At 38.9% G+C, this 23,911-nt stretch carries 20 protein-coding genes; 6 read left to right on the top strand and 14 right to left on the bottom strand.

All coding sequences use genetic code 11. From position 1 onward, the window contains the following. Positions 1–99: 99 nt before the first annotated feature. Positions 100–2,958, top strand: a complete 2,859-nt coding sequence (gene barA / locus HT99x_RS06605; RefSeq protein ID WP_075066413.1) for a two-component sensor histidine kinase BarA — start codon at positions 100–102, stop codon at positions 2,956–2,958. A 50-nt stretch (positions 2,959–3,008) separates the two neighbouring features. Here the strand turns inward: barA and HT99x_RS06600 are convergent, their stop codons facing one another. After that, positions 3,009–4,100, bottom strand: coding sequence for a hypothetical protein (locus HT99x_RS06600; RefSeq protein ID WP_075066414.1), 1,092 nt, complete (start codon positions 4,098–4,100; stop codon positions 3,009–3,011). Between the two features lie 235 nt (positions 4,101–4,335). On the opposite strand from HT99x_RS06600, the gene HT99x_RS06595 reads away from it, so the two are divergent. Together HT99x_RS06595 and HT99x_RS06590 are read left to right on the top strand one after the other, a co-directional pair. Further along, positions 4,336–6,312, top strand: a complete 1,977-nt coding sequence (locus HT99x_RS06595) for a hypothetical protein (protein WP_075066415.1) — start codon at positions 4,336–4,338, stop codon at positions 6,310–6,312. A gap of 177 nt (positions 6,313–6,489) precedes the next feature. After that, positions 6,490–8,535, top strand: a complete 2,046-nt coding sequence (locus HT99x_RS06590; RefSeq protein WP_075066416.1) for a hypothetical protein — start codon at positions 6,490–6,492, stop codon at positions 8,533–8,535. A gap of 59 nt (positions 8,536–8,594) precedes the next feature. On the opposite strand, the gene acpS is transcribed toward HT99x_RS06590, so the two are convergent. The 9 genes from acpS to HT99x_RS06545 all read right to left on the bottom strand — a co-directional run bounded on the left by acpS (position 8,595) and on the right by HT99x_RS06545 (position 16,763). Continuing rightward, on the bottom strand, positions 8,595–8,978 hold the full coding sequence (acpS, locus tag HT99x_RS06585; RefSeq protein ID WP_075066417.1) for a holo-ACP synthase: 384 nt from the start codon (positions 8,976–8,978) through the stop codon (positions 8,595–8,597). After that, positions 8,978–9,724 (bottom strand): pyridoxine 5'-phosphate synthase, encoded by a 747-nt coding sequence (gene pdxJ / locus HT99x_RS06580; RefSeq protein WP_075066418.1) that lies wholly within the window; start codon positions 9,722–9,724, stop codon positions 8,978–8,980. Before pdxJ ends, acpS begins: the two co-directional genes overlap by 1 nt. Positions 9,725–9,748: 24 nt before the next feature. Further along, positions 9,749–10,450, bottom strand: coding sequence for a DNA repair protein RecO (gene recO, locus HT99x_RS06575; protein ID WP_259567004.1), 702 nt, complete (start codon positions 10,448–10,450; stop codon positions 9,749–9,751). A 52-nt stretch (positions 10,451–10,502) separates the two neighbouring features. Then, positions 10,503–11,546: a GTPase Era gene (gene era / locus HT99x_RS06570; protein ID WP_235528439.1), complete on the bottom strand. Its 1,044-nt coding sequence runs from the start codon at positions 11,544–11,546 to the stop codon at positions 10,503–10,505. Further along, a complete protein-coding gene (rnc, locus tag HT99x_RS06565; protein ID WP_075066455.1) occupies positions 11,536–12,213 on the bottom strand; it encodes a ribonuclease III in 678 nt (225 codons plus the stop codon). The genes era and rnc overlap by 11 nt, the downstream gene beginning before the upstream one ends. Before the next feature lie 2 nt (positions 12,214–12,215). Beyond that, positions 12,216–12,587, bottom strand: coding sequence for a DUF4845 domain-containing protein (locus HT99x_RS06560; RefSeq protein WP_075066420.1), 372 nt, complete (start codon positions 12,585–12,587; stop codon positions 12,216–12,218). Continuing rightward, positions 12,574–13,368, bottom strand: coding sequence for a signal peptidase I (gene lepB, locus HT99x_RS06555; protein WP_235528441.1), 795 nt, complete (start codon positions 13,366–13,368; stop codon positions 12,574–12,576). Before lepB ends, HT99x_RS06560 begins: the two co-directional genes overlap by 14 nt. Continuing rightward, positions 13,368–15,167, bottom strand: a complete 1,800-nt coding sequence (lepA, locus tag HT99x_RS06550; RefSeq protein ID WP_075066421.1) for a translation elongation factor 4 — start codon at positions 15,165–15,167, stop codon at positions 13,368–13,370. Before lepA ends, lepB begins: the two co-directional genes overlap by 1 nt. Before the next feature lie 174 nt (positions 15,168–15,341). Next, positions 15,342–16,763, bottom strand: a complete 1,422-nt coding sequence (locus HT99x_RS06545; RefSeq protein ID WP_083482883.1) for a Do family serine endopeptidase — start codon at positions 16,761–16,763, stop codon at positions 15,342–15,344. Between the two features lie 280 nt (positions 16,764–17,043). On the opposite strand from HT99x_RS06545, the gene HT99x_RS06540 reads away from it, so the two are divergent. From HT99x_RS06540 to HT99x_RS06530, 3 genes are read left to right on the top strand one after another with little or no spacing between them, the layout of a single operon-like run. Further along, a complete protein-coding gene (locus tag HT99x_RS06540; protein WP_075066422.1) occupies positions 17,044–18,735 on the top strand; it encodes an F-box protein in 1,692 nt (563 codons plus the stop codon). Next, positions 18,732–20,516: an F-box protein gene (locus HT99x_RS06535; protein WP_075066423.1), complete on the top strand. Its 1,785-nt coding sequence runs from the start codon at positions 18,732–18,734 to the stop codon at positions 20,514–20,516. The genes HT99x_RS06540 and HT99x_RS06535 overlap by 4 nt, the downstream gene beginning before the upstream one ends. After that, the gene (locus HT99x_RS06530; RefSeq protein WP_075066424.1) at positions 20,513–22,267 is read left to right on the top strand and encodes an F-box protein; all 1,755 of its coding nucleotides are present in this window, start codon (positions 20,513–20,515) and stop codon (positions 22,265–22,267) included. Before HT99x_RS06535 ends, HT99x_RS06530 begins: the two co-directional genes overlap by 4 nt. Before the next feature lie 22 nt (positions 22,268–22,289). Here HT99x_RS06530 and HT99x_RS06525 read toward each other — a convergent pair whose 3' ends face one another. The 4 genes from HT99x_RS06525 to HT99x_RS06510 all read right to left on the bottom strand — a co-directional run bounded on the left by HT99x_RS06525 (position 22,290) and on the right by HT99x_RS06510 (position 23,852). Then, on the bottom strand, positions 22,290–22,571 hold the full coding sequence (locus HT99x_RS06525; RefSeq protein ID WP_075066425.1) for an RseA family anti-sigma factor: 282 nt from the start codon (positions 22,569–22,571) through the stop codon (positions 22,290–22,292). A gap of 11 nt (positions 22,572–22,582) precedes the next feature. Next, on the bottom strand, positions 22,583–23,185 hold the full coding sequence (gene rpoE, locus HT99x_RS06520; protein ID WP_075066426.1) for an RNA polymerase sigma factor RpoE: 603 nt from the start codon (positions 23,183–23,185) through the stop codon (positions 22,583–22,585). Between the two features lie 69 nt (positions 23,186–23,254). After that, a complete protein-coding gene (locus tag HT99x_RS06515) occupies positions 23,255–23,671 on the bottom strand; it encodes a protein YgfX (RefSeq protein ID WP_075066427.1) in 417 nt (138 codons plus the stop codon). After that, positions 23,649–23,852, bottom strand: coding sequence for an FAD assembly factor SdhE (locus HT99x_RS06510; protein ID WP_200957124.1), 204 nt, complete (start codon positions 23,850–23,852; stop codon positions 23,649–23,651). Before HT99x_RS06510 ends, HT99x_RS06515 begins: the two co-directional genes overlap by 23 nt. Between the last annotated feature and the right edge of the window lie 59 nt (positions 23,853–23,911).

The raw sequence follows: 23,911 nt of genomic DNA, 5'->3' as shown, positions 1-23,911 counted from the left end.
GCCAAGCGAACGCATCCCCAGGCGCGTACGCTTTGGTACGTAACTGGGGTAAGTGAGTGCAGGCAACAATGTATAAATTCAAAATGGGAAGAGTATTTTGTGATTAATGAATGGGGTATTAAAAGCCGGGTTCTATTTCTAACCTTAGTACCAACCATTATTATCTCGTTGTTACTAAGCGCCTATTTTACGAGTACTCGTATTCAAGATTTAGAAAAGGCTTTACGTGACCGAGGGTACGCAATTGCCTTGCAGCTTGCACCTGCGAGCGAATATGGTGTCTTCTCTGGCAATACCCATACCTTGCAACGCCTTGCTAATGATGCCCTATCCGAGCCTGAGGTTCGCTCCGTTTCTATTTTCAATAAAGATGGCAGACTGCTGGCGCATGCAGGCCATGAGCACCAAACGCCTACCAATATCCTTTCGGTAATGGATCAAACCCATGGCATCACCATGGCTGACACCGGTAATTCCTTACTCTTTACCGTCCCTGTCACCATTCGTGACGTTATTATCGAAGATTTTGCCTATGCTGACTCCCCTTTTGAATTAGCTGAAAATCACGACAATGTTTTGGGTTGGATTAGTATTGAGCTTGGGCGTATGACAACAACCATCCGCCAATATCAAGTACTCTTTGCCTGTAGCATTATCGTCTTGATTGGTCTTGGGATCAGTGGGATTTTCGCTTTTCGCATGGGGCGTGACGTCACTCGACCCATTTTGCAGATGGCTGCGGCTGTTGAAAAAATTAAAAATGGGAATTTTGACACCCGCGTTTACACCAATGCTCGCAGCGAATTACGCCACTTAGAAGCAGGCATCAATACCATGGCAGCCTCACTAAAGGCCGCACATGAAGAAATGCAACAAAGCGTTGAACAAGCCACTGCCGACTTGCGACAAACCTTAGAAACCATTGAAATTCAAAATATTGAATTGGAGATGGCACGGAAAGAAGCGGAAACGGCTAGTCGGGTTAAATCGGAATTTTTGGCCAATATGAGCCATGAAATTCGTACGCCTTTAAACGGTGTCATTGGTTTTATCAATCTTCTCATGCGCACCAAGCTTGATCATCGTCAAACGGATTATTTATCAACTATTCATCAATCAGCAGTTAGTTTGTTATCCATTATTAACGATATTCTCGATTTCTCTAAGATTGAAGCAGGCAAACTAACCCTGGATCAACTTGCGATGGATTTAAGAGAATGTGTTGAGGAAGGCTTAACCCTCATGGCACCCAATGCTCATGAAAAAGGGTTAGAGTTAGTACCCATGATCTATTCTGATGTACCTGAAAAAATTATTGGTGATCCGCTCAGATTAAAACAAATTATTACTAACTTGGTGAATAACGCGATAAAGTTTACCGATCATGGCAGCGTTGTGGTACGAATCATGTTGGAAAAAGAAGAATCCGATCATATTGTGCTGTGTGTGAGCATCACTGACTCCGGAATTGGATTGTCAACCGACGAGCAAAAAACTATTTTCCAACCCTTTACGCAAGCCGATTCAACCACAACCCGTCGCTTTGGTGGTACAGGCCTTGGTTTGGTCATCTCTAAACGACTCGTGCAACAAATGGGAGGTGATATTGGTGTTGAATCAGAACATTCCAAAGGTTCAACTTTCTGGTTCACCTTTATTGCTAAGAAATTAAATGAAGCATCTGAATTTAAACATCATCCAGAATTGGCGCGCAGCCGAATACTGGTTTACGAAGCACATCCAACCGCTCGTTTAAGCTTAAACCATTTACTTACCTCATGGGGTATTGATGTTGTTGAGATCGATGAACCCGCTTATATTCAAGATGCCTTAGCCAGTGCGAAATTTGAAAATAACCCCTTTAATATGATTTTAATCGGCGTGAATCAGCCTGATCCCAATAGCGGTTTTATTGAAGATTTAATCAAACTTGCAACGATTGAATTTAATTGTCGCGTTGGTGTTTTGGCAAATACCACCGATCAAAGTATTTATGACGATATTCATCATTCAGGCGCAGCAGTTTGTCTTGCTAAACCCGTACGTAGAAAGAAATTACATGATGCCTTGGTCGATATCTTAATTCCTGAAGATGAAAATACCAAAGCACTGCGCTCAGATAAAAATCACAATGAAGATGCATTCGATATTACGCAAGTGAATGCCATTAAAGTACTGGCGGTTGATGACTATCCCTCTAATTTAAAGTTAGTTGCAGCTTTACTAGAAAATTTAGGCATTGCAGTTGACTGCGCTAATCGCGGCAGTGAAGCATTAGAGCTTCTCAAACAGCATGACTATGATCTGATTTTTATGGATATTCAAATGCCTGGCATGGATGGCATTGAAGTCACCAACCGCATTCGACTCAATGAAGCCCCCGGCTTTCATATCCCCATTATTGCCTTAACCGCTCATGCATTAACGACTGAACGTGAAGCCGTGTTGCGGGCTGGTATGGATGATTATTTAACCAAACCCGTCGATGAAAAAGAACTTTATCGCATTATTCAACAATGGTCCGGCAAAGCTTTACCACAACGTAAAAACACAGCGTTACCCACTAAAGTGCAAGGCGAGATCTCCTTTGAAGAGAGTGTGCAGCCCATTCAATGGGAGCAAAGCATCAAATTAGCCGGTAACAATCCTAACCTTGCCAAAGATATGCTCAAGGGTTTGATTGAAAGTTTAGCACCCGCACAAAATAGTATTAATCAAACATTTACCCAAAAAGATTTCAAAGCGATGAGAGAAGCGGTTCATCGTCTACATGGTGCTTGTTGCTACTGTGGCGTTTCGCCACTTAAAACGGCGGTTGCTCAATTAGAAACCGCTATCAGCAAGAATGAGAATGATAAAGTCAATTTCTTACTGGTTGAGTTTAATAAAGAAGTGAATCGTTTATCACAATATTATAAATCACATGCGGAATATCATGTGACACATGAAACCGCATAACGATGTTAAGGGCAAATAAAAGGGCATTTTACATGCCCTTTTATTTATCGTTATTGAAAACTATTAGTGCGTCTTTGCGCTGCAAAATCCGCTTGACTTTCTTGCGTAAATTCCTCAGCTAATTTTGCTAATTTTTCGCCCAATGTCGCTTTAACATAGCCATTTAAGATGGTGGGCTGAACATTCGAAGGTTCTGATAACGCTGATGCAGTAATCAAATGTTGATGTGCCTTTAATAATTGCTTAACGCGCCCAATCATCATACCAAGTTTAATGCCGGGTTGTTTACTTTCTTCTTCACTTAACGTTGGCTCAGGCGTGGCATACAACATTTCTCCTAATGCTTGATGAGCCTGTGTTTGAAATCTTGCCGTTTTGGTATCACAAACTCTTTTATAATATTTTATAGCTTCTGCATGATTGCCAAAAATTTGATATTCACTTGCTAGATAGGAATAAAACGCGGCCAGCACATCATTCAAACGTTTTTTATCATGAGATTGCATAGCCTGTAATTTTTTCACGAGTTTATAAAATAGTGTTTTATTAACATCTAAGAAGACTGGGGCATCGGTACGCTCTTTTTGCCACTGTGTAAGATGATCTTGCATCTGCACAAAAATAGCATTGTGCTCAAAACGCGATTTTACTTTTTCAGGCAGGGTATTATAAAGTCCCTCAATCGAAGTTAATGAGTGGCTGCGCGTTAAGGCATTTTCAAATTCATTCACATTAGCAAAACGATGTTTAGTCACTTTTAAATGTTCTAATGTTTTACTGGAACTTACTAAGGTTTTGAAGGCGATTTTGACTTCTTTGTTCTCAGGAAGTGCACATTCCACCAAATTGACCCGTTGCACATTTTGATGTTTGGCTAATGTATTAAGTAATTTCACCCAGGATTCAGGAAGCAAGTAAGTTTGAATTAACGTAATAGTTTGTATGGGATTACTATCAATACACGCACATAAACTTGCCATGCTCTTGCTATCAAAATTACACGACAAAAGTGAAAGCGAATGGATTGTCTTATGCTCACACTGTTTATCAAAAATCACTTTTAATTCTGAAGGGGAATACTGACTTGAAAGTGAAAGTTCTTGCTGAAGTTGTATTAAATTAGTATCAAAACCAAGCATCATTCGAACATCCTATAGAGTGTAACTACTAATCTCAAAAATTAGTTAATTTTATAACATTTTTAGGAAATATAAAACCTCTTCCGCCAAATTACACACTTAGTCTGAAAATTTCAGCGAGCATGACGATCCCTATGACTTTGCCGACAAACCTCCCTTCAAAACATGTCATGCGATTAACTTATATATTAGAATAGCCTCCGTTATAAAAAAATATATGTTATATGGGGATATTAAGATGTACATTCCAAAAAACGATCGGCTTAAACAATTAAAAGACTATTTAGATCCAATTGGTAACGATAAAAAGCCTACTAATCTATTATCAAACTCGCTAAGTAATTTCGAACATATTATCGATACTTTTAAGACCCTGTTCAATGATCAAGAGCTAGATCGTGAAGATCAACTAGTCGTTGCTTGGCTCTATATGGCGGTAACCTTTTCCATCCACCAATGGGCAGCTGATCCCCAGATTATACAAGATACTAATATTGGTGAAAAATTGAAGCGCATCCAAGCATTAGATGCAAAAATATATCCAGCATTGGGTAATATATTAAACAATATTAAACGAATTCATCTGGATACTTACACCTCCTTTGATAGGCACTATCACCAGAAATTATTGCAAATTCAATCTAATCTCTTCGCTTATATAAAAATGCTACAATCTAGTGGTCATGATATTAAAGAGATTACCAAGGTTATTCCTTTAAGTTTTGATAAAGATAATATTCGAATTTCACAAAACAAAGCAAAACACAGACCCGCTGCACCAACAAGCGACTCTGAGTTGACAACCAACCTAAAGTTACTGCGTAATCTTGCTCCTGAGCCAGAACAATTCCAACCCATTAAGCAACGCGCCGATCATCCCTATATCGATGAAAAAACCGGGTGCGAATTAGATTTTCCATTACGTGGAGAGAACATAACCATTGAAACGGATGGCATTCACCATTTTTATCCCGAGACGAAAATTCATACGATAACACATAATTTCACCGCATCCACTTTGCATGAACGCGGATGGTCACGGATCCCTGTTCTTTGTGAGCAAGTAGAATTTTTACCTGAGCATATAGCCAAGATGTTACAGTACGAAGCTGTTGGTGATTTCTCAGAAAAAATGAAGCAACTCAATAAGCTACAAGAAGCTATCCAAGCAGAAATCAGGTATGTTCAAGAAAAACTAACCTCATCATTTGAACTGCCAGCTGATAAAAAGCCGCTTTATTTAGAATATCTTGAATCATTAATTAACAAAGAGCATACCCTGCGAACATTCCTCGCCAAAAAACATTTAGAAGTTTTTCTGCGTAATCCCGCCCTTTCTTCTGATATAGACAAATTGCAACATCAGATTAATAATACTTATGTTAAATTGCAGCCTGCTGAAGAAGAGCTTGAAAAAAGTAACTCTCAATTGTTGAGAATTAATCAAGCGATTTCTGCTGGTGAAGAACAACTTAAACAATCAATGGCAAAATCGAGCGCTGTCGTTGAAAAAATTGAGAAATTCAAAAAAATCGAAATTGCACTTCAAGAAGCTTTAAATAAATATGCGCTATCTAAAACCAATGGAGAGTACGAAAAATATCCTGAAAGGCATGAGAAATGCTTTGATGATAATACTCGCAAGATGAGAGACGTTAAAAAAATACTTCGAGAATTAGAATCAAGTGAGCAGGCAGTTGCGATAAAAAAATTAGAAACAAAAGTAAAGCAAGACAATGCTCAACATGCAAGCTTAACGCGTCTTAAAAAGATGAAAGAAGAATTAGTAAACACCTATAAAGCCAATATAGATAGATTTAGATTAAGCCAGAACCAATCTTTCGCACATTATTTACCGGTGGAATGTGCAGATGCCATATTAAATGGGGTGCAATCAGCTTTTGATGTAGCGCGTGCACATTTTAATGAGTCTCGCAAATCAGTTCAACGCGATAACTTTGATAATGTAGCTCGCAGTCGCAATGAAGAACGCAGGCAGGAAAGGCAAGAAGATAGTCGTGTACAGCCACAACAAAGTAAAGCACCCAGTAACAATGCGTTGTATCATAAGCCAAGTCATTCAAGGGAGAGCGAACGTCGCCCATTTCTACCGAGTCTTGAACGTTCCAAAGAAATTCATCGGTCAGAAACAACTCGTTCAGATGATCGTCAACGAGACAGCTATCAACGAAGAAACTCAACCACCACATGGTAAGGTAGCTTTAAGGGAGTAACCACACCAACGTAAGGTGTGCTTACTCCCAAACTTCTCTCAACCAAAAAAATGATAAACGGGCCTTTGCGCCACATAAGCGCTCACCGATATAGGTAATTTACCTGACACAATGTGATACAATAAGCTCTGTTGTTCGAATTTCATGGGGATATTCTTATGTATCAAGGTCCAGAGTCCACGCTAAGAAGCTTAAAAAATCGTTTAGATCCTATGGCGCATGAATCAACTCCCGCGATTGATCTATTAACGATTTCAGCAGATGAATTTGCGAGCATTATGAATGATTTTAGCAATCTCTTTAGCCATGTAAATCATTTATCCCCCAAAGATCAATTAGAAGCCATTTGGCTGTACATGGCAGTGACCTTTTATATACATCACTGGGCATCGGATACTTTAAATAACCAACTCGTCCAAATGCAGGAAAAGCTGAATATTGTAAAAGCACTCGATACTAAAATTTATCCTTTTGTAGGGCAAGTATTAGATACCATCAACCAGACCAATAAACAATATTTTGAACATTTTGCACGAAATTATCATCAAAAATTGTTACAAGTGAATGCCAATCTCTTTGCCTATGTGCAAATGCTTAAAAATGATTCGAATGCGACTAGCGCACTTATCAAGCATATTCCTTTGTCAATCAATCAAGCTATTCTTGAATTATCAGAATCTAAAGCACAAGCAAGAGAAAATAAAGCCCCCAGTTTTACTGAGCGCAGAACCAATGAAACCTTAATGAGCCAACTGCAAAGAGTTCCAGAACCATTCCAACCCATTAAACAGACCGCTGATAGTGTGTATGTTGATAAAACAACGGGGTTAGAATTAGATTTTCCTTTAAAGGGCAAGATTTCAATTGAAACCGATGGCATCCATCATAATACGCAAAGCTCGCAAGCCCATTCTCTGATACATAATTTAAAGGCCTTTGCGATGCGTGAACAAGGTTGGACCCGAGTACCCGTTAATGCTAGTTCCTCTGTCGAAGCGGTTTCTGCTCATATTGCTAATTTATTACATTTTGCGCCAGTGATTGACTTCTTTGAAAAAAATCAACAACTGGCTCAACTGTTAAATGACATCCAAACTGAAATCAAAGATATTCAAACCACCCTGAATACATCAGAACTATCTGAGCTAGAAAGAAGTGCCTACTTAAATCACATTGACTATTTGTTTGGCAGAACATCTGCAATACGAAAGCATCTTGCGGGTAGGCATTTAGAAGTTTTGTTGCGCGATAACATTCAAATACCTCGAGAAATAATGGATTACAGAATGTTTGCTGCAAATGCATTATCTCAAATACAATCTTCAGAACACACTCTTAGTAAAATTCAAACTGAGTATAATCTATGCAACGAGCGTATTGAAGCAATAAAGAGGCAGAGTGAACAATTAAACAATGCTCTAAAGACACAATTAGAAAAAATAGAAAAATATGAAGAAACACAAAATAAATTCAAAAGTGCCATTGCTAAATATCATACTTCTAAAGCAGATGGCACTTATGAACGGAATCCACAAGGACAAGAAAATGCATTCAAAAAAAATACAGCTGATCTAGCATCATTGGAAACATTTCTGGATGGGCTGTATACACAAAAAGATGATACGATGCTAAAAATCTTTCAACTTGGAAATGCTATTAATCAAGAACAGGTAAAATTGAACCCTATTGCTATTAGAAAAGCGCAGCAAGAAAAAGTCATCAACGAACAAAAGGAAGCAATTGAGAAACTGTCTTTACCGATAAAACAATTTTTTGCTCAGTATTTACCTTATGAGTTAACTAACGCGATATTGAATCGAGAGCAATCTGCCTTTAATGTTGCACGTCAATCTTTACAAGGAAATTTGGTAGAAGCAAAATCAAAAGCCTTAGCGCAAGAAAGCGAAAATAAACGCCATCATGCAAGGGCGAAGCAACAGGCAGCTTACGATAACAGCGCAGAAGCATTACGCCATAAAAAGATTGATCGTACTGTTGAGAATCGTCAAACCTTTTTACCTAGCCAATATCGTCACAATAATGAAAGACGAGATTATGATCGTAATGATAGATTTAATGCGCGACGTGAGGACAGAGATAACGAACGACGAAGTGATTATCGACAAGATTATAGATTTAACAGTCGCCACGCTGATAGATCCGACGACCGTCGACATACTAGCTCATATCCACCACGGATATAGGACTAACACTGTTACTTTGAGCACTTCAAGATAGAAGCTAACTTGAAGTGCTCACAAGCTTATTGCTTTAGTGCCACAACAAATGCCAAAGCATATTCTTTTTCATCAGAAAGGCTAATCATGATTTCACCCACTTCCATTGAATGAAAATATTGCTTAGCTTCTCCTAATAACGAAACCACTGGCTTGCCGTTGGCTTGATTGGTAATGCTAATTTGGGTAAACGCCAAATGACTACCAATACCTGTCCCTAATGCTTTAGCAACGGCCTCTTTACCTGCAAAGCGTTTTGCTAAATAAGCAATAGCTTCATTATGTTGTTTAAAAGCGATTTGTTCAGACGCAGATAAAATGCGCTGCGTAAACCGCTCACCATACTTCTCAAATAAATCTCTAATACGACTGATTTGCACCATATCAGTGCCAATGCCATAAACGTTCATTAAAAACCACGCGCTTGTAACATAATCTTTTTCATTTGTGCAACAGCCTCTGCAAACCCAACCACTAAGGCATGCCCAACAATCGCATGACCAATGTTTAATTCTGTCATCTCAGGGATCTTAGCGATATCCCATACGTTATGGTAATGCAAACCATGGCCTGCATTCACCTGCAAACCCAGGCTATAGGCGAAAGCTGCCGCATCTTGTAGTTGTTTCAACTTCGCATGACGTTCCGGGGTATCTTTAGCCGTATGTGCATAGGGTCCCGTATGCAATTCAACAATGGTAGCGCCCGCTTCTTTTGAGGCTAAAATTTGTCGTTCATCCGCATCAATAAAATAAGATACTTTTATATGACGTTCTTTTAACTTCGCGGTTATTTTTTTTAAGTATTCTTTATTCTCTATGACAGCCAAACCACCTTCGGTAGTCACTTCATTGCGCTTTTCTGGCACAATACAACAATAGTCGGGTAATACCTCTAAAGCAAAATTAACCATTTCATCGGTTGCTGCCATTTCAAAATTGAGATGTGTTTTCACTAATTGCTTCAATAAAATAACATCACGCGGTTGAATATGACGCTTATCTTCTCTTAAATGTACCGTAATGCCATCGGCACCATGATCTTCCGCAATCAGTGCACAATGAACGGGATCAGGGTAAATCGCTTGTCTTGCTTGACGTACTGTCGCCACATGATCGACATTGACGCCCAAAAAAATAGGAAGAGAATTTGACATCTTTTTACCTCTACGTTTCTTGTTTTACGATGATAGGTCGTTTGTACTTTTTGACGTGCGTTGCGTATAGAATAATTTTCGACTTTGCAGCGGCTTATTGCCCAAATAGTAGCTTAAAATGCTACGCATTAATTTCTTAGCTTCTAATAATTGTGCGGCGGTAGAAAATTGTTGTTGCTGTAACGCCAAAATGCTAGCACCAGAGACAACCACTTGTTCTGGACCACGCAAGATTTTAGCTTCAACCACTCCAACACCAGGTTCAAACCCATAAAGTAGCTCTGGCATGATCTCTTTTTCCAGGTCAAAACCATAACCTAATTCCGCTAGTAATTGATATTCAAATTCACGCAAACTCATTTCTTGAACCACAGCATCGTCACTTGCCGCTATTTTAGTTAATGTTGCATCATAAATTTGAAATAATTGCGGATGGGGATCCATTTCGGCACACAGACGCACTAACAATTCATTGATATACAGACCTAATTTAATGTTGGGGCCTGTTAATTTGGGATAAAGCGTTTGCGCTTCTACTTGCGTCAGCGTTTTTAATTCGCTTTTCCCTATCCAACCCATTTGCAACAGCATAAAAGGCTGAACATAGCTGTGCCAACGGGAGCGAGGCTTTTTCACCCCCTTGGCAACAACAGACATCAAACCATGCTCTGCGCTTAAGCAATCTAAAATAGCGCTTGAATCCCGAAAAGGACGACTATGGATGATATAAGCTTCATAAAGGACTATATTATTAATATTCGTTTCCCTTAGAACAAAATCAGGATTGCACGTATCCCATTTCCTGCAAGGCCAGCTTGTTATCGGACCAACCTTCTTTGATTTTAACCCACAACTTTAAGCAGACCTTTTTGCCATAGAATCGTTCCATCTCTTGGCGAGCTTTGGTACCAATTTCACGTAACATAGCGCCCTGCTTACCCACAATAATAGGTTTTTGCCCTTCGCGCTCAGCATAGATGAGCCCATGAATATGAATAATTTTCTCTTGATGCTCAAGCGCTTCAATTTGCACATCAATAGAATAAGGCAGCTCTTGTGCTAATTGACGCATTAATTTTTCACGAATAATTTCTGACAAATGAAAACGTTCCGTGTGATTAAACAGCTGATCTTCTGGAAAGTAAAAAGGACTCATAGGAATGTGTTTATCAACCCAGGTTACAATCGTATCAATTTGTTGCTTTTTCTTTGCTGACAAGGGGATCATTTCTGCTTTGGGTAATTTTTCATGAATTTCTTGCATGAAGGCTAACAATTGTGATTTTTCTTTGATCAAATCGATTTTATTAATCGCAATCATTAAGGGCGCACCATGCTCTTGTAACACCCTTGCGACCTTTTCATCTTCCTGGGTCCACTTTAAGGCTTCAATCACAAAAATAACGGCATTTACATCAAGCAGTGCTTGATGGGCAACTTTATTCATTTGTCGATTGAGTGCTTTATGCGCCCCTTGGTGAATACCTGGAGTATCGACGTATACAATTTGAGTTTTATCCGTTGTTTTGATCCCTAAGATTTGATGTCGCGTGGTTTGTGGTTTATAGCTGGTGATGCTGACTTTTTGCCCTAAAATAGCATTGAGCAAAGTTGACTTACCCACGTTAGGTCGTCCAACGATTGCAACAAAACCACATCGAGTATCATATACTGCATCCGCATCTTCAGCAGAAGCTTCACATGATGCGTCCAAATCCTCGAACATCATTTCATCGGTATCCGAATCAAATATCATTTCATCTTCTAATTCAATTTCGTCCACTAATTCAATTTCATCTACTAATTGAGTTTCATCTTGCATTGATTTTCTCCAATATTTTACGGGCTGCCTGCTGCTCAGCTATACGCCGACTGGTTCCTTGCCCTTCAACTAAAAGAGACAATTCCGCTATCTCACAAACCACGGTAAATTCTTGCGCATGAGGTTCACCAACAACCGATACCACGCTATAACGAGGTAAGGGTTTTTGATTGGCTTGTAGCCACTCTTGCAATTGTGTTTTTGGATCTTTTGCTTGCTCATCCGGTTTTAAAATTGCAAGCCGTCCTTCATACCATTGCTGAATGGTTTCATAAGCTTGCAAAAACCCTTTATCAAGGTAAATGGCGCCAACTATCGCTTCTAGGGCATCGGCTAAGATTGAATCTCGCCGAAACCCGCCACTTTTTTGTTCACCAATACCTAAACGTAGGTAATCACCTAATGACATTTCCTGAGCGACCTGCGACAAGGTATTTTGATTGACTAAACTGGCACGCGCTCTGGTTAATTCGCCTTCTGTGGCACTTTCAAACTGTGAAAATAACAAATCTGCAATAACACAATTTAAAATAGAATCCCCTAAAAACTCTAAGCGTTCATTATGCTGAAAATTTGCGCTCTTATGCGTCAAAGCGCGGGTCAACAATGCTTTATCGTTAAAAGAATAGTGCAACGAACGCTCTAATACATCGAGTCTTTCTGCTATTCTCACTCAACTACTACCTGATCATTAAATTTAAATACAAAATCTACATTCGCAACAACGGGAATCCTTCTTTCGTATTTCAACGATAAGTAGGTTTTCCCCTCTTTTTTTTCTACTTCAAGATTATCACCATGAACATAATTGATGCTTTCTACCTGCAGACGACGTTCCAACTTGTCTCTGAGTTTAGCCTTGCTCATTTGTGAGGCATTGGCATCTTTAGCAATATCTTTTAATGCTTCTTGAATGGCCGAATGTTGCATATAAGGAGGCACCACGTCGATTAATAGCATCACCCCAAAGCAAATAATCACAATGGTGATTAACATGCCTAATATGCTAATTCCTTTATTTTTTTTGCTATCTGACTTCATGTCCCATCCTTGACCAACGTATATCCTTGGCATTTGAGTCCCAACTTAACCACAAGAAGAAGGCTTTCCCTAAGATGAGATCTTCAGGTACAAAACCCCATACCCGGCTATCTTCACTGTTATCGCGATTATCACCCATCACGAAATATTTGCCCTCAGGCACCGTCACTTCTTCCAATACCTTTCCATCACCTGGCATCACATAAATATCATGCGGCTTATTGGGTAATTTCTCATTAAAGTGCTTTACTTCACGCGTATACCCATGAACATCGATATCAACGACTTTCCCTTTGAAATCTTGGGCAACCGGCTCGCCGTTTAAATAAAGCGTTTTATCTTTATAAGCTATTTTATCTCCAGGAACCCCAACCACCCGTTTTATAAAATCAATCGATGTGTCTTTAGGATAACGAAAGACTAAAATATCTCCCCGCTTGGGTTCTCCCATTTTAACAAATTTGGTGCCTGTTATCGGTAAACGTAAGCCATAGCAAAATTTATTAACCAAAATAAAGTCACCCTCTAATAAAGTGGGTTTCATTGAACCAGAGGGGATCCGAAAAGGTTCGACAATAAAAGAACGCAAAATAAGCACAATCAGCAAAATGGGGAAAAATGAACGAGCATACTCCACTAATTTAGGTTCATGGGTATCCTGCGCTTCATTGTTTTTTTGTAACCGCTTCTTCTTGAAACAAAAAGCATCTATCGCCCATATCACCCCAGCAATGAAGGTTGCGATGGTTAACATGGCTGAAAAATCCATATACAGCGGCATTATTTTTTGTCCTTATCAACTTGTAAAATAGCTAAAAATGCTTCTTGGGGAATTTCCACTTGCCCCACTTGTTTCATGCGCTTTTTACCTTTCTTTTGCTTATCGAGCAATTTACGTTTACGAGAAACGTCACCCCCATAACATTTGGCAGTCACATTCTTACGTAACGCTTTAACGGTCGTTCTAGCAATAATTTGTCCACCTAATGCAGCTTGAATTGCAACATCAAACATCTGTCTTGGGATCAAATCTTTCATTTTAGCAGTAATATCTCGCCCTTTGTTATAGGCGCTATCTCGGTGCACAATTAAAGCGAGCGCATCAACTGCATCACTATTAATCAATATATCCATTTTAACTAAATTAGCGGCTTGAAAGCGCTTCAAACTGTAATCAAGCGATGCATAGCCTCGACTCACTGATTTTAATTTGTCAAAGAAATCTAGCACGACCTCATTCATTGGAATTTCATAAGTTAATGAGACTTGTGAACCCAAATATAGCATTTTGGTTTGTACCCCGCGCTTTTCAATACAAAGCGTGATCACATTCCCTAAATATTCTTGAGGTACCAAAATATGCGCTTCTACAATAGGCTCTCGCATTTCATCAATACGACTGGGATCAGGCAGTTTAGCAGGATTATCAATCTGTACGGTCTCGCCCCCTTTGGTTACCACCTCATAAATAACGGTAGGTGCCGTAGTAATGAGATCCAGATCGTATTCCCGTTCCAAACGCTCCTGAATAATTTCCATATGGAGCATTCCCAAGAAGCCACAACGAAAACCAAAACCAAGTGCTTGTGAATTTTCAGGCTCATAAAATAAGGACGCATCATTCAGGTTTAATTTAGCCAGTGCTTCACGAAAGGCTTCAAAATCTTCCGAATTAACCGGAAACAAGCCCGCAAACACTTTAGGCTGTACTTTGGTAAAACCAGGCAAAGCTTGCTGCGCCGGATTTTTCACCAAGGTAATCGTATCACCGACGGGTGCGCCATCGATGGCTTTAATACCTGCCACCACAAAACCGACTTCACCGGTCTGCAAGATATCTTTAAATGCTTTCTTAGGCGTAAAAATGCCCACATGATCCACTTGGAATTCGCGACCACTGGACATAATCTTAATTTTATCGCCTTTTCTTAATTCGCCATTTTTGATACGAACCAGTGACACGACCCCTAAGTAACTATCAAACCAAGAATCGATAATAAGCGCTTGTAATGCACCAGCTTTATCGCCCTTCGGTGCAGGAATTCGCTCCACAATTTTTTCTAATAGTTCTGCAATACCGATGCCCGCCTTCGCACTCACCTGTAATGCGTCAGTTGCATCAAGGCCAATGATTTCTTCAATCTCATGGCAGATCCTTTCTGGATCGGCTTGGGGTAAATCGATTTTATTGAGAACCGGAATCACTTCTAGGCCTTGCTCAATCGCCGTATAGCAGTTAGCAACTGTTTGCGCTTCTACGCCTTGAGCGGCATCCACCACTAAAAGTGCCCCTTCACAGGCGGCTAATGAACGTGAGACCTCATAAGAGAAATCGACATGCCCAGGGGTATCAATAAAATTAAGTTGGTATTCTATATTATTTTTAGCTTTGTAAGTCAGGGTAACGCTTTGGGCTTTAATAGTAATGCCCCTTTCGCGCTCGATATCCATCGAATCTAGTACTTGCGCTTGCATCTCACGATCGCTCAAACCACCACAAAACTGAATTAAACGGTCAGAAAGCGTTGATTTACCATGATCAATATGAGCAATGATTGAAAAGTTTCTTATATGCTCCATAGCTACAGCCAGAGGCTCCTTATATCCAGATCAGGCTGTATTTTACGCAACACGCGGGGAATGAGCTAGCAATTCAGTATTAAATTTTATTTTTTTGACAAACTTATTTTTTGAAAGGGTAATATTTAAGGAGAGGATGCCGCGGGGATTACCCGCAGCAAAGTTAACCAACTTTTAAAATTTAACCGCAATGTAATGTTGCATTTCCCCTGGTCTAACAACCAATAGGGGGATACTTTTATCTTTATTGGCTTCTCTCATCAATTGATAAAAGTCCTTCGCGCTATCAATCTTCTTGCTATTAACACTGACGATAATATCCCCGCGTCGTAATCCTGATGTTGCCCAAGGTTTAGCATCGGCATATACAACTGCGACACCGGTTTGATCTTTAGATAAAGCGCTTTGTTCATAATCTTCAAGTTCGCGCACCGTGATCCCTTTTTGCAACTCGTCCATTTTGTTACCGACAGAAACCTTCTTACCTTCTGCTTGGGCAGCCCCTTCTTGTTGCGTATATTTACTCAACAAAATGCTGACCTTCATTTCCTTATGATCACGTATCACGGTCATAGGCACTTTACTATTGATTGGAATAAGCCCTACAATTGGTGGCAAATCGGTTGCTTTAATAATTTCACGACCATTGAATTCGGTAATAACATCCCCTTCTTTAATACCGACTTTAGCAGCCGGACTATTGGGTAATACCTTTGAAATCAATGCGCCTTTGGCTGTTTTTATACCAAAAGAATCGGCCAAACCGCGATCTAAATCTTGGAATGCAAGTCCTAACCAACCTCTGGCAACACTACCACGGGCCTTTAGTTGCTCAACCACATTTTTAACAACATCAGCAGGAACGGCAAACGATAAACCGGCGTAATTGCCAGATTCACTCACGATTTGTGAGTTAATACCTACTAATTCGCCATTTTCATTGAGTAAGGGACCGCCGCTATTTCCAGGGTTAATTGCCGCATCGGTTTGTAAAAATGGGACATAACGTTCTTGTCCTAGACTTCTTCCTAAAGCACTGACAACTCCCACCGTAACAGAATTTTCAAAGCCAAAGGGTGCACCAATCGCAATAACCCATTGTCCCACTTTCGTTGCATTCGTAGCAGCATAAGGTAAATAGGCCAAACGATCCGCATCAATTTTTAATAAAGCCAGATCGGTACCATTATCACTGCCAACCAGTGTGGCAGGATATTCTCTTCTATCTTGTAGACGAATGACAATTTTACTTGCCCCTTCGACAACATGAAAATTAGTAACGATATAACCGTCTTCAGAAATAATCGATCCCGAACCTAAACTAGGCCCTTTGCCGGATAATTTTTCTTCCAATCTATCACCATACATCTGTTTTAACAGATCCATCAATGGCGTTCCTTCTAAGTCTTGTCGGACATTGTCGGGAACCAATTTGGTGGCTTCTTCTTTTGTCGTAATCACATTCACAACGGATTTGCCCGCTTTATCGATAACGGGTGAAAAATCAGGATATCCTGCGATTGCATTTTGAGAGAAGGTAAAACTCACGGCTATCAAAGAGACAGCCATCATTAAATGGTGATGTATACGGGCCATGGTTATCTCCACCTGTGCCCCCGGCACAGCATTTCTAATCGTTGTTTTGTGGATTCCATTCAGATGTGTTCTATATCCAATGACTTAATTGTATCACTAATAAGTTATTTAAATAAAGAAGATGTATATTCAGTTTTAAGGCAAATGCAGGGATATACAACAACAAAACAGGTGTATAACCATTAAATTTAAGAAACTATAAAAGTAACTCACTTTATATTGATTCGAACATTTCATTGTAGTATGTTTGCCAAATTATTTTCTTGGGGATATTCCTGTCATGGCAAATACCAATCCATTTTCTCATTCCATTTTTCCAACCGAATTATTAGCAAAAGTATTGAGCTACCTTAAGCCTCATGAACTTTATGGCAAAGATGGCGCAGCACTCGTTAATAAACGGTTTAGAGACGTCTCTCAAATCGATAGCCAAATCAAAGAAACATTATTGCAGCTCACTCCGAAACCTCTGATTGCATACTGTAAACAACATCCTGACAAAGTGCCTTCCATCTTAAGTGATGAAGCTGTTTTTTCTCGACTCTCTCTGGAAAAAATCATTGAGATAACTGGGCATCACTTACCATTAGCACGAAAATTACTGGGTGATAATGAGATAATGCAACAATTACCCGTTGAACTGTTTGGACTACTTAGCAAAAAGCATCTTGAAATCGCCAAACACATACTCAACGATAGTGATTTAAAGCAAAAATTAGATGGCTATAGCCTTGCACTGCTTGGCAAAAATCATCTTGAAATCGCCAAGCAAATACTCAACGATAGTGATTTAAAGCAAAAATTAGATGGCTATAGCCTTGCACTGCTTGGTGAAAATCATCTTAAAATCACCAAACAAATACTCAACGATAATGATTTAAAGCAAAAATTAGATGGCGAAAACCTTGCACAGCTTGGCAAAAATCATCTTGAAATCACCAAACAAATACTTAACGATAGTGATTTAAAGCAAAAATTCGATGGCGACGACAACTTTGCACAGCTTGGTGCAAATCATCTTGAAATCGCCAAACTAATACTCAACGATAATGATTTAAAGCAAAAGTTAAATGGCTGCGATCTCGCACAGCTTGGCACAAATCACCTTGAAATCGCCAAACAAATACTAAACGATAATGATTTAAAGCAAAAGTTAAATGGCTACGATCTCGCACGTCTTGGCAAAAATCACCTTGAAATCGCCAACCAAATATTCAACGATAATAATTTAAAACTAAAATTAAATATCCACAACCTTGCAAGGCTTGGCACAAATCATCTTAAAATCGCCAAATTTATACTCAACAACAGGCATTTAAAGGAAAAATTATATGGCCACGACCTTGTACAACTTGGCAAAAATCACCTTGAAATCGCCAAGCAAATACTCAATGATAATAATTTGAAACAAAAATTAGATGGCTGGAACCTTGAAGAACTTGGCAAACGTCACCTTGGAATAGTTAAACAAATACTTACCGATGATAATCTAAAACCAAAATTACATGATTGGAACCTTGCAACCTTCGGTAATAATGATCTTGAAATCGCCAAACTAATACTCGACGATAATAATTTAAAGAAAACACTAAGTGGTTGGAAACTTTCAGAAATAGGCGCAAATCATCTTGCAATCGCCAAACAAATTATGAATGACAGTTCATTAGTTAAGATACTAGACAATAGCGAACAATATTACAAAAATTGCATTCTTAATTATATTTCATTAGCAGACAAAATTCAGCAGCTTGCCCTTGAATTATGCCATACCCCCGTAGAGCCTAACAACCAGCGCAAGCGTAAAAGAACTGAAATAGAAGACTTAGCAGATCACGTATTTCCTAGCCCAAAGAAGATTTGCATGGTTGCTCAATACCAACTAAGGGTAACCAGCAATCGCACGAAATTGAACGCTCCACCACTAAATGATTCAAACGTTAACCAAATTGCGCGCCAGGTAAAACCAGCATGACAGATATCAATCCATTTTCACAAGAAACATTTCCAACTGAGTTATTAGCCAAAGTATTGAGTTATCTTGAGCCTCATGAGCTTTATGGCAAAGAGGGTGCAGCTCAGGTTAATAAACGGTTTAGAGATGTCTCTCAAATTGAGAATCAAATCAAAGAAACATTATTGCAGCTCACTCCCAAACAGCTGCTTGCATATGCAAAACAATATCCTGAAAAAATCCCATATATCTTAAGTCATGAGCCTACTTTTTCTCGACTCTCTCTGGATAAAATTATTGAGATAGCTGGATATCACTTGCCATTAGCACAAAAATGCCTAGCTGATAATGAGATAAAACAGCAATTGCCTGTTAAACAGCTTATATCACTTAGCAAAAAATATCTTGAAATAGCAAAAAGCATACTCGCCGATAGTGATTTAAAACAAGAATTGTCTCCTCGAAATCTTGTGACGCTTGGCACAAATCACTTTGAAATTGCTAATCAAATACTCAACAATAGTGATCTAAAAGAACAATTAGATGGCATTAACCTTGCATTGCTTGGCGCAAATCATCTTGACATCGCTAAACATATAATTGACGATAGTGATTTAAGAGAAAAATTAGATAGCGACGACCTTGCAACTCTTAGCACAAATCATCTTGAAATTGCTAAACAAATACTCAACAATAGTGATTTAAAACAAAAATTAAATGGTAACAACCTTGCAATATTGGGCGAAAAACATCTTGAAATCGCTCAATTTATACTTAACAGCAGTGATTTAAAGCAAAAACTAAACGGCAGCAACCTTGCAAGCATTGGCGCAAATCATCTTGAAATCGCTAAATTAATACTCAACGATAGTGAGTTAAATCAAAAATTAATTAGCAACAAACTTAATGATTTAGAACTACAATTACCCGACGAAGATCATGCATGGTTTGTCGCAAACCACTTTGAAATCGCAATACCACTACTCAACGATATTGCTTTAAAGAAAAAAGCAGATGGCAACAACCTGACAACATTGGGCGCAAGTCATCTTGAAATCGCCAAACAAATACTTACTGATGATAATTTAAAGCAAAAATTAGATGGCGACAACCTTGCAACGCTAGGTCAAGAGCATTTCGAAATAGCTAAACAAATACTTGCTAATGATGATTTAAAACAAAAATTAAATGGCGACAACCTTGCAAAGCTTGGCAGTCAGCATCTGGAGATCGCCAAACAAATACTGGCAGATAGTGATTTAAAACAACAATTGAATGGTTTGAACCTTGCAGAGCTTGGTGCACATCATCTTGAAATCGCCAAGAAAATACTCAATGATAGTGACTTAAAACAAAAATTAGATGGCTACCACCTTCCAATACTTGGTGCAAATCACCTTAAAATCGCCAAACAAATACTGGCAGATAGTGATTTAAAACAAAAATTAAATGGCTATAACCTTGAAAGGCTTGGCGAAAATTACTTTGAAATCGCCACTCAAATTATGAATAATGATACGTTAATGAATAAAATAGGCAACAATGATAGCCTTATTTATTTTATTTCACTTGCAACGAAAATTCAGCAGTCTGCTCTTGAGCTATGCCAAGCACCTATAGAGCCTCACAACCAAAGAACTAAAATAGAGTGCTTAGCAGAGACCACATTTCCTTCCCCAGAGAAAGTTTACATGGTTACTCAACAACAACTCAGGGCTACTTGCAATCGCACGATATTGAACGATCCGCCACTAAATGATTCAAACGTTAACCAAATTGCGCGCCAGGTAAAACCAGCATGACAGATATCAATCCATTTTCACAAGAAACATTTCCAACTGAGTTATTAGCCAAAGTATTGAGCTACCTTAAGCCCCACGAGCTTTATGGCAAAGAGGGTGCAGCACTCGTTAATAAACGGTTTAGAGACGTCTCTCAAATTGAGGGACAAATTAATGCTATGCTCTGCCAGCTTACTGCAAAAGAGTTCTATGCTCATTGTAAGCAATATCCCCATAAAATCCCTTTTATCTTAAGCCATGAACCTATTTTTAGTCGTTTATCGGTAAATCTAATCCTTGACATTATTGGATTACATTTACCTTTAGCAAAAAAAATACTCAGTGATGCCAACTTAAAACAAACATTAACTGGGTCCGATCTAGAAAAGCTTGGCTCCCAGCATATTAAAATTGCCCAACACATATTGGCTGATAATGATTTATGGCCCAAATTAAATGAATCTCAGCTTGTCTTGCTTGGAAAGACTTATCTTAAAATTGCCAAGCAAATAATGACTACCCCTCATCTAAGGCAACAACTACAGACGTTTAGCCTGACAACGCTTGGTTCTTCACATCTTGAAATCGCTGAACAAGTATTAATTGACAATCACTTAATGGAACAATTAGAGGGAGAAGATATTGCAAGACTTGGCAATAACCATCTAAAAATTGCCAAGCAAATAATAAACGATCCAAACTTGCTAGATAAATTAGATGAATTTAGCCTCACCTCTCTGGGTATGTTCCATCTTGAAGTCGCTCAAGCAATACTGACGAATAGTAAATTAGTCAAACTACTAGGAGGACACAATCTTTCATGGCTTGGTGCTGGACATCTGGAAATTGCACAAAGCATACTAGCCAATAAAGATTTAAAACAAGAACTCAATTCACACATTGTAAGGCTTGGCATAGCACATCTTAAAATTGCAAAAATAATACTGACTGATAATGACTTGCTGAAACAATTAAAGGGATTTGAACTGGCAAGTCTTGGCTCATCACATCCTAAAATAGCTAAAAAAATAATAAAAAACATTTATTTAAGTCAAAAATTGAACGGGCGAGATCTTTCACTCCTCGCTGCAAACCACCCTGAAATCAAACAAAAAATCTTGACAGACAGTCGCTTATCAATAAAATTAGATGGAAACGATCTTGAACGGCTTGGTATCACATGTATTGAAGTTGCTCAATTAATTCTCGCAGATGATAACTTAAAGCAAAGATTAGATAATAAATCTCTGGCAAGGCTAGCTTCGTGCCATTTTAACATCTTCCAACAAATACTCGCTGACAATAGCGAGTGGTTGCAACAATTAGATGGATGGAGCCTCGCAATGCTGGGTTCAGCGTATTTTTGTGTCGCGAAACAGATACTCAATGATCGTACATTAACGAGCAAACTTGATGACGAACATCTTGTATCGCTTTCATCAGAGAGCTTTTATGCATCACAACACATCGTTAATGAACCTCATATTAGTGAAAAGCTTGAACAACTTGTCAAAGACCAACTCAATACTTCTGTTGCATTTGTCAAAAAAATTCAAGCACTTGCTACTACGTTAAGTCAATCTAAACAAAGAAAGCAAAAAGTAACGGAAATGGAAAGCTTAACGGACACGACGCTGCCTGCTCCTCAAAATTTTAAAATGGTTGCTCAATATCAATTAAGGGTACGTAAAAATCGAGCAAGATTAAATAATGCACCACAAGATAATTTAACCCCGAGCCGAAAATTATCAAAGGTAACTATCCGACGCTAATAAGGTAACCGTCGTGTAGTATTTAATGTTGTTCTGGATGGTGAAGATTCGCTAAATGTGATTCTTCACTTGCATGAATCATCATTTGGCTCGTCAATTCATTGATACTTGCTGGTACTTGCGATTTTTTGCGCATAATCGTTTTAACGATATAAAAATGACGCCATTTTTCTTGCAAAACAGCATCGGCTTTAATTTGTGTTAAAAGATGATTTTTTTCGGCAATCGATAATTCATCATCGATCATCGCAGATAATAATTCTAGGTTATGTTCGCGATTGTCATTGACATCCTTGGCGTCCATTTTACAAACTCCTATGTTTCATTCAATAGCGGTTTGATCCGCCTTTCAATCGCTTCACGTGCTCTGAATATTCTAGATCGAACCGTGCCTACCGGACAAGCCATAATACCGGCTATTTCTTCATAGCTCATCCCTTCTAATTCCCTTAGGGTAATAGCAGTGCGTAGTTCTTTAGGTAAGTGTGCAATCACTTCATAAACAGCATGCTCAATTTCATCATCTAGTAATAATTTTTCTGGAGCTGAATATTCTTTCAGATTAGCTTTAGTTAATGTTTGTTCCATATCAACGGTTTCAACATCCGCTTCAATCATACGGCGACTTTGAGAAACAACGTGATTTTTTGCTGTATTAATTGCAATACGATACAGCCATGTATAAAAAGCACTATCACCACGAAATTTATCTAAAGCACGATAGGCCTTTATAAAAGACTCTTGGGCAACATCCATTGCTTCACTGGGATCATTCACGTAACGATTGACAAGCTTTAAGATTTTAAACTGATATTTAATGACCAATAAATCAAATGCTTGCTTATCTCCTAGACGTACCTGTTCTACGAGTTCGTAATCCACATTGATGCGCTTATTTGGCTCTACACGCTGGCGCATGACACCTCAAAGAAAAGGAAACCATCATTGATACTCATATCGGCAGTAAGCCTGGCTTCTAAAGACGTCTTAAATCCACAGCCAAGCTAATAAATCCGTGTAGTGTTGCGAAGAAACCGCATCCTTGGTAATGACTACCGTGATATTCCTCTTATCCGTTATTTTTTGAAAGGTGACAATCATTAACCACGGACTACGAAATGCCCTTCCCTGATAGCGAACAAGCCATCCTTGTAATGAAGCTGTTTGCAAATACCATGTTGCATGCCTTCTTCGTTGAATAGCAATAATGGCCTGTTTAGAATTACGCCAACCCTGTTGACGTAATAGGCTAAGGCTATAAAAGATAATCAGCGGCAAGATTATTAATGCCAGAAACCAAGGCAAAGCATAGAGTGTGCAAAAGCAGGCAAAAGCGCTTAACAACCAAAGCCAGCAGCTTAATTGTTTAGAACGTCCTAAATCAATTTTGCAGTCTAAATTCACGAATTTTCGTTACGATGGTTTGTATATTAGCAACGGTAGGGGTTTCATGCCCCATCAACCAGCTCAGTAATTCAGGATCGGTATGATGCAACATTTCCTCAAAATTGCCTTGTTCAGCCAGAGGCAAGCTATCATATTTATTTTCAAAGAAAGGAACCAAAAACAAATCGAGCTCAAGCATGCCTCGCCTGCACGCCCAACGAAGTTTTTCACGTTTTACTCTATCTAATTCGTGCACGA

It is taken from the genome of Candidatus Berkiella aquae (assembly GCF_001431295.2).
Lineage (GTDB): Bacteria > Pseudomonadota > Gammaproteobacteria > Berkiellales > Berkiellaceae > Berkiella > Berkiella aquae.
The sequence above is the reverse complement of the archived record's forward strand: the minus strand, read 5'-3'. Positions and strand labels throughout refer to the sequence as shown.

What these genes read in the sequence shown, in the direction of transcription:
- HT99x_RS06600 (WP_075066414.1), bottom strand. Translation starts at nt 4,100, where the DNA reads ATGATGCTTGGTTTTGATACTAATTTAATACAACTTCAGCAAGAACTT.
- HT99x_RS06595 (WP_075066415.1), top strand. Translation starts at nt 4,336, where the DNA reads ATGTACATTCCAAAAAACGATCGGCTTAAACAATTAAAAGACTATTTA.
- HT99x_RS06590 (WP_075066416.1), top strand. Translation starts at nt 6,490, where the DNA reads ATGTATCAAGGTCCAGAGTCCACGCTAAGAAGCTTAAAAAATCGTTTA.
- acpS (WP_075066417.1), bottom strand. Translation starts at nt 8,978, where the DNA reads ATGAACGTTTATGGCATTGGCACTGATATGGTGCAAATCAGTCGTATT.
- pdxJ (WP_075066418.1), bottom strand. Translation starts at nt 9,724, where the DNA reads ATGTCAAATTCTCTTCCTATTTTTTTGGGCGTCAATGTCGATCATGTG.
- era (WP_235528439.1), bottom strand. Translation starts at nt 11,546, where the DNA reads ATGCAAGATGAAACTCAATTAGTAGATGAAATTGAATTAGTGGACGAA.
- HT99x_RS06560 (WP_075066420.1), bottom strand. Translation starts at nt 12,587, where the DNA reads ATGAAGTCAGATAGCAAAAAAAATAAAGGAATTAGCATATTAGGCATG.
- lepB (WP_235528441.1), bottom strand. Translation starts at nt 13,368, where the DNA reads ATGCCGCTGTATATGGATTTTTCAGCCATGTTAACCATCGCAACCTTC.
- lepA (WP_075066421.1), bottom strand. Translation starts at nt 15,167, where the DNA reads ATGGAGCATATAAGAAACTTTTCAATCATTGCTCATATTGATCATGGT.
- HT99x_RS06545 (WP_083482883.1), bottom strand. Translation starts at nt 16,763, where the DNA reads ATGGCCCGTATACATCACCATTTAATGATGGCTGTCTCTTTGATAGCC.
- HT99x_RS06540 (WP_075066422.1), top strand. Translation starts at nt 17,044, where the DNA reads ATGGCAAATACCAATCCATTTTCTCATTCCATTTTTCCAACCGAATTA.
- HT99x_RS06535 (WP_075066423.1), top strand. Translation starts at nt 18,732, where the DNA reads ATGACAGATATCAATCCATTTTCACAAGAAACATTTCCAACTGAGTTA.
- HT99x_RS06530 (WP_075066424.1), top strand. Translation starts at nt 20,513, where the DNA reads ATGACAGATATCAATCCATTTTCACAAGAAACATTTCCAACTGAGTTA.
- HT99x_RS06525 (WP_075066425.1), bottom strand. Translation starts at nt 22,571, where the DNA reads ATGGACGCCAAGGATGTCAATGACAATCGCGAACATAACCTAGAATTA.
- rpoE (WP_075066426.1), bottom strand. Translation starts at nt 23,185, where the DNA reads ATGCGCCAGCGTGTAGAGCCAAATAAGCGCATCAATGTGGATTACGAA.
- HT99x_RS06510 (WP_200957124.1), bottom strand. Translation starts at nt 23,852, where the DNA reads ATGCTTGAGCTCGATTTGTTTTTGGTTCCTTTCTTTGAAAATAAATAT.